Origin of the sequence: Limosilactobacillus antri DSM 16041 (genome assembly GCF_000160835.1) — a bacterium.
Taxonomy (GTDB): Bacteria; Bacillota; Bacilli; order Lactobacillales; family Lactobacillaceae; genus Limosilactobacillus; species Limosilactobacillus antri.
Map to the genome: position 1 here is coordinate 444,641 of NZ_GG700733.1, position 7,223 is coordinate 451,863.

The 7,223-nt window shown below is 56.7% G+C and carries 5 protein-coding genes; 4 read left to right on the forward strand and 1 reads right to left on the reverse strand.

Going from position 1 to position 7,223, the window contains the following annotated elements:
• Window positions 1–3: 3 nt before the first annotated feature.
• A complete protein-coding gene (locus tag HMPREF0494_RS11475; RefSeq protein ID WP_007123994.1) occupies window positions 4–177 on the reverse strand; it encodes a hypothetical protein in 174 nt (57 codons plus the stop codon).
• A 75-nt stretch (window positions 178–252) separates the two neighbouring features.
• Here HMPREF0494_RS11475 and HMPREF0494_RS05685 point away from each other — a divergent pair, with 75 nt between their 5' ends.
• The 4 genes from HMPREF0494_RS05685 to HMPREF0494_RS11625 all read left to right on the forward strand — a co-directional run bounded on the left by HMPREF0494_RS05685 (window position 253) and on the right by HMPREF0494_RS11625 (window position 7,171).
• Window positions 253–5,178: a mucin-binding protein gene (locus HMPREF0494_RS05685; RefSeq protein WP_007123995.1), complete on the forward strand. Its 4,926-nt coding sequence runs from the start codon at window positions 253–255 to the stop codon at window positions 5,176–5,178.
• 125 nt (window positions 5,179–5,303) lie between these two features.
• Complete coding sequence (locus HMPREF0494_RS05690; protein ID WP_007123996.1) at window positions 5,304–5,873, forward strand: hypothetical protein; 570 nt, start codon at window positions 5,304–5,306, stop codon at window positions 5,871–5,873.
• On the forward strand, window positions 5,870–6,487 hold the full coding sequence (locus HMPREF0494_RS05695) for a hypothetical protein (protein ID WP_007123997.1): 618 nt from the start codon (window positions 5,870–5,872) through the stop codon (window positions 6,485–6,487). Before HMPREF0494_RS05690 ends, HMPREF0494_RS05695 begins: the two co-directional genes overlap by 4 nt.
• 111 nt (window positions 6,488–6,598) lie before the next feature.
• Entirely contained in the window at window positions 6,599–7,171 is a 573-nt protein-coding gene (locus tag HMPREF0494_RS11625) for a hypothetical protein (RefSeq protein WP_007123998.1), read from the forward strand.
• Window positions 7,172–7,223: the final 52 nt, after the last annotated feature.

The following is a 7,223-nucleotide window of genomic DNA, read 5'->3' on the forward strand; positions in this document are numbered from 1 at the left end:
AATTCAAAATTCAGCCAAAAGCGGGTTGTTCCCTACCAAAATAATCAAGGAATTAAGCAACGGTTCTTCCGGCTGCTTAATTCCTTTTTTTACCGCAACGGTTTTCGCCCAATCAGGCATCGCTCCTCGCTCATGACCGCGGCCCGCTGAGAATTTGTTCAAATGCCGCCAGATCATTTACAAATAAAATAATGGCCTTATAATTATCAGAGAATAAGCTTGCTTGATTTATTATGGGGGAGGAGCTATCAAATGCTATCTAAAAATAATCTGCAACTGCTAACCCAACGCGGCGCGCGGCAACGGCAACGCTTTGCCTTGCGGAAACTCACGGTGGGTGTGGCCTCCGTCCTGCTGGGGACGACCTTTTTCATTGGGGCAGCCAGTGCTGATACGACACCAGCGGCTACTACGACGGCCCAGCCGGATTCCGCGGCCGGAACAACTTCCGTAACCGCAACCCCGCAGCAGCCAGCTGTCCAGCAGACCACGACCGCCGTACCAGCTAGCCAGCAGCCGGCAACGACGTCAGTTAACCAAGCCCAGCCGGCAACAGCCGACATCAGCGGCTTGCAGTTTACTGGTTCGGTCAATAACTTCCAAAACACGACCGCGGGCCAGCAGGCCACTGATCTTACCTTTAAGCCGGGCGACACCGCTGACTTAACCTACTATTTCCGCAGTTCTGGCGACGGTTCCCAGATGAAAAATGGCGCCTGGCCGGTTGCCAGCCGGTACCTGCTGACGATTCCGGCCGGCTTTAAGCTCTCCTCGTTCTCAACGGGGGACTACACGAGCACCAGCCTTGGCCAGGTTGGTCAGAATAACGAGTGGATCTACCTGATCTCGCTCGGCCGGATTCCGTCCTATCAGGCCCCAGTAGCCATTACGGCGCATCTGGTTGCCGTGACGGACAACCTTAAGGACGCGGGTAGCCATGATTACAGCTGGTTCCCCATTCCGGGTCTCCTGATGGCAATCAATGATGACAACCACTTTAACAGCAGCCACACCATCACCCTAGGCGGTCAGACCTACCAGGTTACGGATTGCAGCCCGTTCCTGCACGGCAATGGCCTCGGGGAAGCAATTGACTATACCGTGGTCCCGGGGACAAACGAGCTGGCCGCCAGCAACTACCAAGTCGTTGGCGTGAACGGTTCGGCACATAACGGCACCGGGGCTCAGGTTGGTTATGAGGAAATTCAACCGGAAATCAAGATTACGGGGACCGTCCATAGCGGTGACTACATCGACTTCCGGCTCGGCTTGCCGTATACCGATACCAAGACCGGACAAACCAAGTATTTGGCCTATGACAAGACCCTGGCGGCCAGCTGGACGACCGCTGATCATAATGCCACGGTTTATAACATGGGCGACTACTACCGCCTGGTCTTCAACGTCAGCTCGGAAAGCCTCAGCAATCCGACCGTCAAACTAGACCTGCGCTGGGGTGCTGACGGGACGGAGGCATCGGTCAACGCCGGTAAGGTATTCGTTTACCGGTTTACCGATGATCCCGCTAAGAACCGGACGGACTTTGAGTTTGCCCCGACCAATGACGTCACCATCAATGGTAATTCTTACGCTAGCGGCCTGACGATTAAGGGTCAGTATCTGAGTGCAACGCCGGTCACGGAAGCCAATTCGTACATTACCACCTCGGGCATGGCAACGAACGTCCGCACCTGGGATAAGCAGGGCAACGTGGCGGTAGATACGCACTGGTCAAACAGCTTCCTGTTCTCCACCGATACCCGGAAGAGCTCCAACAAGTTTAGCTTTGACATCCGGGTCGCTAAGAATCCTGCCCTGACCTACAACTGGGCTTCCGATGACGACCTGGCTAAGCAGATTGTGAAGCATCTGACCCCGTTGACGACCCACCACCTATCCGACCAGGTAGTTAGCGCGGCGCAGACCTACGTAACGGATGCGGCCCAGCAGGGCGAGCGGCCGGTCACGAAGGTTACGGTGACCCACGAGGACCTGAATGACATCGCAAATGGCTACCACCGGATTTACCACGTGGTGATTGCCGACCCGACGGTTAACCTGGACGAACCGGTGACCGTTCTAAACGTCAGTGCCGACAACTATACCCTGCCAAGCGGGATCACAAGCTACGAGGAGGACGTTAACCGGTCCAACGCCGTTAATAACAAGAACGCTTTTGACAGTTCAACCCAGAACGCGGTGACCGCCAATGAGGGCTTGCAAACGGCGCTGCAAAACAGCTACATCACTGACGCCAATGCGGTTGGCGGCAAAGCGGCCGCAATAATGTTTGTCAATAACGACACGACCGGCCAGTATGCCGGCGGCTGGGGTTCGATTGGCTGGCGCGCCAACATCAAGCTCAAGACCGACGGGACCGTTGACGGCGGCGGCCAGGTTTCCGACCTGGTCACGGTCAACCTCAAGATTGAGGATGCCAATTCACACCAGCAATTGAGCGCGGGCAGCGCTTATCAGGGGCCAACCGGTTCCACGGTCAGCTTCCAGGGTGCCCAGAGTGCCTATGACAAGCTGCAAGGCTACCAGTTTGTCAAGGCGGTGAGCGTCAAGAACGGCGTGGAAACCGTCCTGACCAATTTCTACCCTAGCCAAATTGAGCGTTACGCGTACGGTACCGCGGGGAAGGACCAGCCAAGCGAATTTATCATTTACATCCAACCGACCCCGGTAAACGTCACCGAAACGATCCATTACGTCTACGGCGATGGCTCGCTAAAGGGGAAGGCAGCAGCGCCAGACAAGACGGCCACGCTGACCTTTACCCCGGTTTACGACCAGCAGGCCAAGCAGTATTCTTTCCAGGTCGCCGGGGCGGTCAACGGGGCCTTTGCTGCCGTGGATAACCCGCAGATCGCGGATTATCACGTTGCAACGGCCCAGACGGCAGCTGGCACGGATGTCTTGGACCCGGCTAAGAACCAGGTTAGCGCCCAGACCGGTATCAGAGCCACCACTGCGGGCCCGGTAATTACGGTTACGTACGTGCAGGATCCGGTTCCGACGGCGGCGACGCTCAACTACGTAGACGACGACGCGAATGGCAAGATCCTAATCCCGGGTGGCGAATCGGCAATGGGTCTGCCGGCCACGGCCATCGCTTTTGCCAGCCTGGCTAAGAACGAACGCCAGCTTGCGGCTCAGCACTATGTCTTTGAGAACATCACCGACGCCGCTGGCAAGACGATTGCTAGTGGGGACTTCGGCCAGTTGGACCTGGCAACCATCTTCGGCCAGTTTGGCAATCGTCCGCTGACCTTCACGATCCACTTTGGCCACCAGAAGACCGCGTTTTCCCGGAATAAGACGGTTACCGAGACGATTCACTACCGGTATGCTGATGGCAAGCAGGCCCGGCCCGACTACCAGGCAACGCTGACCTTTACCCAGACCGGTATCCGAGATGAGGTTACCAACCAAAGCAGCTATGATGAGCTTCAGCCGCAAACCTTTACGGCCCAGCAGTTACCGGTGCTTACCGGCTACACGCCAGACCAGGCGAGTGTTCCTGCACACACCATTACGGTGACGAACGGCAACTTTGACCAGGACCTGAACGTCGAGACCACGGTTACCTACCAGGCCAACCCGCAGACGGCGACGATCACCTACGTGGACGATACGACCGGCCAGACTTTGGCCACCGCCAGTGCTGCTGGCCGCTATGGTGCTGCAATCAACTTTGCAACTGCTCCTGACCAGGTAATTCGGCAGTACCAGGGCCAGCATTATGACCTGGTTTCAAACTCGTTTGCGGCGGGGGCCAGCTACCAGGCTGATAACCAGCAGAACCAGTTTACGGTCCACCTCAAGCACCACTTGCGGACGGTTACGCAAACGCAGACCGTTACCCGGACGATTAACTACTTGGCCCAGACTGATCACCGGCCGCTGGCAAAGGCAAGCCAGCAAAGCGTGACCTTTACCGGCACCGGCCAGCACGACGACGTTGCCAACCAGCTGGTCGTTGTTAACGCTGACGGGACGGTGCAGAAGAACAGTGACGGAACGCTGATGGTGGGGACGCTGAATTGGCAGCCGACCGCGGGCACGGCGGACTTTGCGGCGGTGCCGGATGCAGCGGTTGCGGGCTACCACGTTGCTAGCGTTGACCCGGCTGACCAGCAGGACGGGACCGCGGTTAAGGGCCTTACGGTGACCCACCTGACTACGCCGCTGACCGTAAATGTCTACTACGCTCAGGACCAGCAGGCCATCCTTAACTTCGTCGATGATGAAACGGGCCAGTCGCTCCACCCGGCACTGACGGTCAGTGGTGTTGGCGGCCAGCCAATTAACTTCGGCGACGTGGCCGCTGTTGTCAATAACCTTGAGAATGTCCACCACTATGTCCTGACGGCGACCACGGATGATACGCCAGCCCAAGCAAGCGGGCAGCAGATCGGTGGGCCGCAGGATACCGATTGGGGCAGCCTCTTCGGCAGCTTTGCCGATCACACTGCTGCTAGCCAAATTTTCAGCATTCACTTTAGCCATGGTCACGGCGCTCTGCAACAGCAGCACCAGCAAGTGGTTACCGAAACGATTCACTATGTTCGGGATACCGACCATGCGCCGTTAGCACCGGACCATCAGGCGCAGCTTACTTTTGTGGGCACCGGTTACCACGACCTGGTCACTGACCAGGATGTCGTCACCGGTTGGCACGTTGAAAATGGTGCGGCGGACCAGGCGGAATTCCTGGCGGTACCGAACCCAGCCGTAAAGGGCTACCACGTGGTCACCGGCCTGGATGCTAATGGCAACGACGTCTTGAGCGGGGATGGCCAGGCCGTGCGTGCCCAGGCGGGGGTTACCCACCTGACACCGGCGAGCGTCATTACCGTCACTTATGCCGCCGATCCGGCACCAGTGACCCCGACGACGCCAACCGACCGGCCAGCGGAACAACCGACGCAACCTGGTCAGGACGTTGCTGTTCCGGCAACCCCGGTTCAGCCAGCCGGTCAGCCAAATGCCTCAGCACAACCAGCCGGCCCGGCCGCGATGACTTCGACTAGCGCCAGCCAGCAGGCTGCACCAACGAGCCAAGTGCACCAGTTGCCGCAGACGGGGAGTCACAGTCCGTTGTCCTTAATCGGCCTCGGTTTCGTTTCGCTACTAGAAGCGCTCGGCCTGGCTAAGCGGCGTCAGCACTAACAATTGATTTAATAAGGAATCCCACCACGGGCAGGAAATGCAACGTGGTGGGATTTTCATTGTTTACATCCCGACTGGCGGCTAGTATAATTTTGCCAAAATCAAGTTACTGGGAGAATTCTACGATGCCAAAAGCAGTCAAAATTATCATAGCCCTGGTGCTCAGTACAGCTGTGGGGGCGGTCGCGGCCTGGGGATACGTGCCGTTGAACCTCCACCTCCACCAATACTACTACGTTACCCGGATGCCACACCGCCGGCACACTTATCCGTACTTAAGCTTGCTGATGGAACACCAGCTGTACGAAGCTGACTTGGGAGACTTGGCGCCAGTCAAGGGTTACCGGATCAGTTACGACTATAATGGCGGAATCAGTGCTTCCTACCGGACGATCATTAAGGGCCGTGACCTGCTTAAAGTAGGGGATTATTTTGAAATAACCGCTGCTTCGCTCTCCTATTCGCTCGACTCCCCTGACTTTGAGAACGCTCGGAATACGGTTGACCTATACTTCGATGACCGGGGCCGGTTGGAGAGTGTTGACCGCAAGGGGACAGGGCGTGACGTTCCCGTGAGCCGTTTCTGGCCGCTCTTGGACCAGGTCGAGGATCAGTTGCGGAAGAATAGCTCGCGGCCGTTAATCAGTCTGCAAGATCAGTTCGACCGACAGTTTCGGAAGCAGTATCGTGAGTGAGGAGGGGCAGCATCATCGGCGCGTTAACGACAATCCTCTTTTTTTATTCATTACTAGCAGTAATCATTTGTACAATCTTGTATTACCGGGCACCGAAAAAGCGGGCCCGGCGGAAACGCTGGCTGGTCGCCTCGGCACTCTTAATGGCCGCCTGCGTTACTGCTGGCATAGTGGAAATGACCGCTCGTGATAACCAGCAGGACCAGACCTTTCGTCGGGCGGCGGCCCGGTTTAACCAAGACTCCACAATGGTCGGCCCTACTGCAATTCAAATTGCGGAACGGGAAAACCAGGTCTGGCAAACCGCGCTGGGCCAACACGGTGGCCGACTGACCAAGGATGAACAGGCGGTGGTAGCAAAACAAGCGGTGGACCAAAACTGGACGGAGATTCAAAAAATCAATGCTGCTATTAACAGGATGAGCAACGAAATGATGACCCTGTATGACAACAACACCGGGAAGTACGATTATCAGCAGTACCAGCGGCTCTACCGTGCAAGTCGTCAGTTGGTACTGCTTGTAACCATGCCTGATACGGATGCCAGGACCCTCAACCCCCAGTTTCATCATTATCAAAACCAATACCGCACCGCCGTCCGCCACTTCTATTAGCAGGGACCGGAAAACTGCCGTTGAATGCAACTAGGACCAGGGGAAAAATAATATAATGGTCACTGTGTTTAAAGCGGTGGGGAATCGCCCAGCGCAGGAAAGGAGAACGCAATGAACAGAAATAAAAAACTAGTGATTGGCCTGGCAGTGGTGGCCCTGGGCTTGGGGGTAATTCTCAGTTTCATGCTGGGCCAGCAAAGCAATGCGCACCAGTCGGCCGCCGTTTCCAGTCAGCCGGTGCGGGAAAGCCGGTCAGCCCGCTCCCAGCAGTCAACCGCCCCAGGTCAGCAGTCCAGTAGCAGTCAGCCGGCCACGGCCCAGTTTTCTGATGAAGACTACCAACTGATGGCCTTCCTGAAATTGGTGGACGAAGATGGCAGCGGGGCAGCGGAGAAACAGCTGGTCAGCCTTGATAAGCTGCATGGTGGTGATGACGAAATTACAATGTGGAATGACCTTGGCGACGGCCACTCCATCGGTTTTGGTGCCCATACGACAGCAATGCGGGTCAAAGGTGACCAGGTTGAGGTCACCTTTGACGATGAAACGCCTAGTGGGATGGGCCACGGCAATGGTCACCGTACCTACTCCAAGGCTGAACTGGCCCAGGAGTTTGCCGGCCGCACCGGCCAGGTTAAGCAGGCGGTCGCCAACCTGCAGCAGTACGCATCCCACGATAATTAATCAAAGCAAGTTGCTGAAGACCAGTTCCGGCTTTTCGGCGCTGGCTTTTTTT

What these genes read in the sequence shown, in the direction of transcription:
- HMPREF0494_RS11475 (WP_007123994.1), bottom strand. Translation starts at nt 177, where the DNA reads ATGATCTGGCGGCATTTGAACAAATTCTCAGCGGGCCGCGGTCATGAG.
- HMPREF0494_RS05685 (WP_007123995.1), top strand. Translation starts at nt 253, where the DNA reads ATGCTATCTAAAAATAATCTGCAACTGCTAACCCAACGCGGCGCGCGG.
- HMPREF0494_RS05690 (WP_007123996.1), top strand. Translation starts at nt 5,304, where the DNA reads ATGCCAAAAGCAGTCAAAATTATCATAGCCCTGGTGCTCAGTACAGCT.
- HMPREF0494_RS11625 (WP_007123998.1), top strand. Translation starts at nt 6,599, where the DNA reads ATGAACAGAAATAAAAAACTAGTGATTGGCCTGGCAGTGGTGGCCCTG.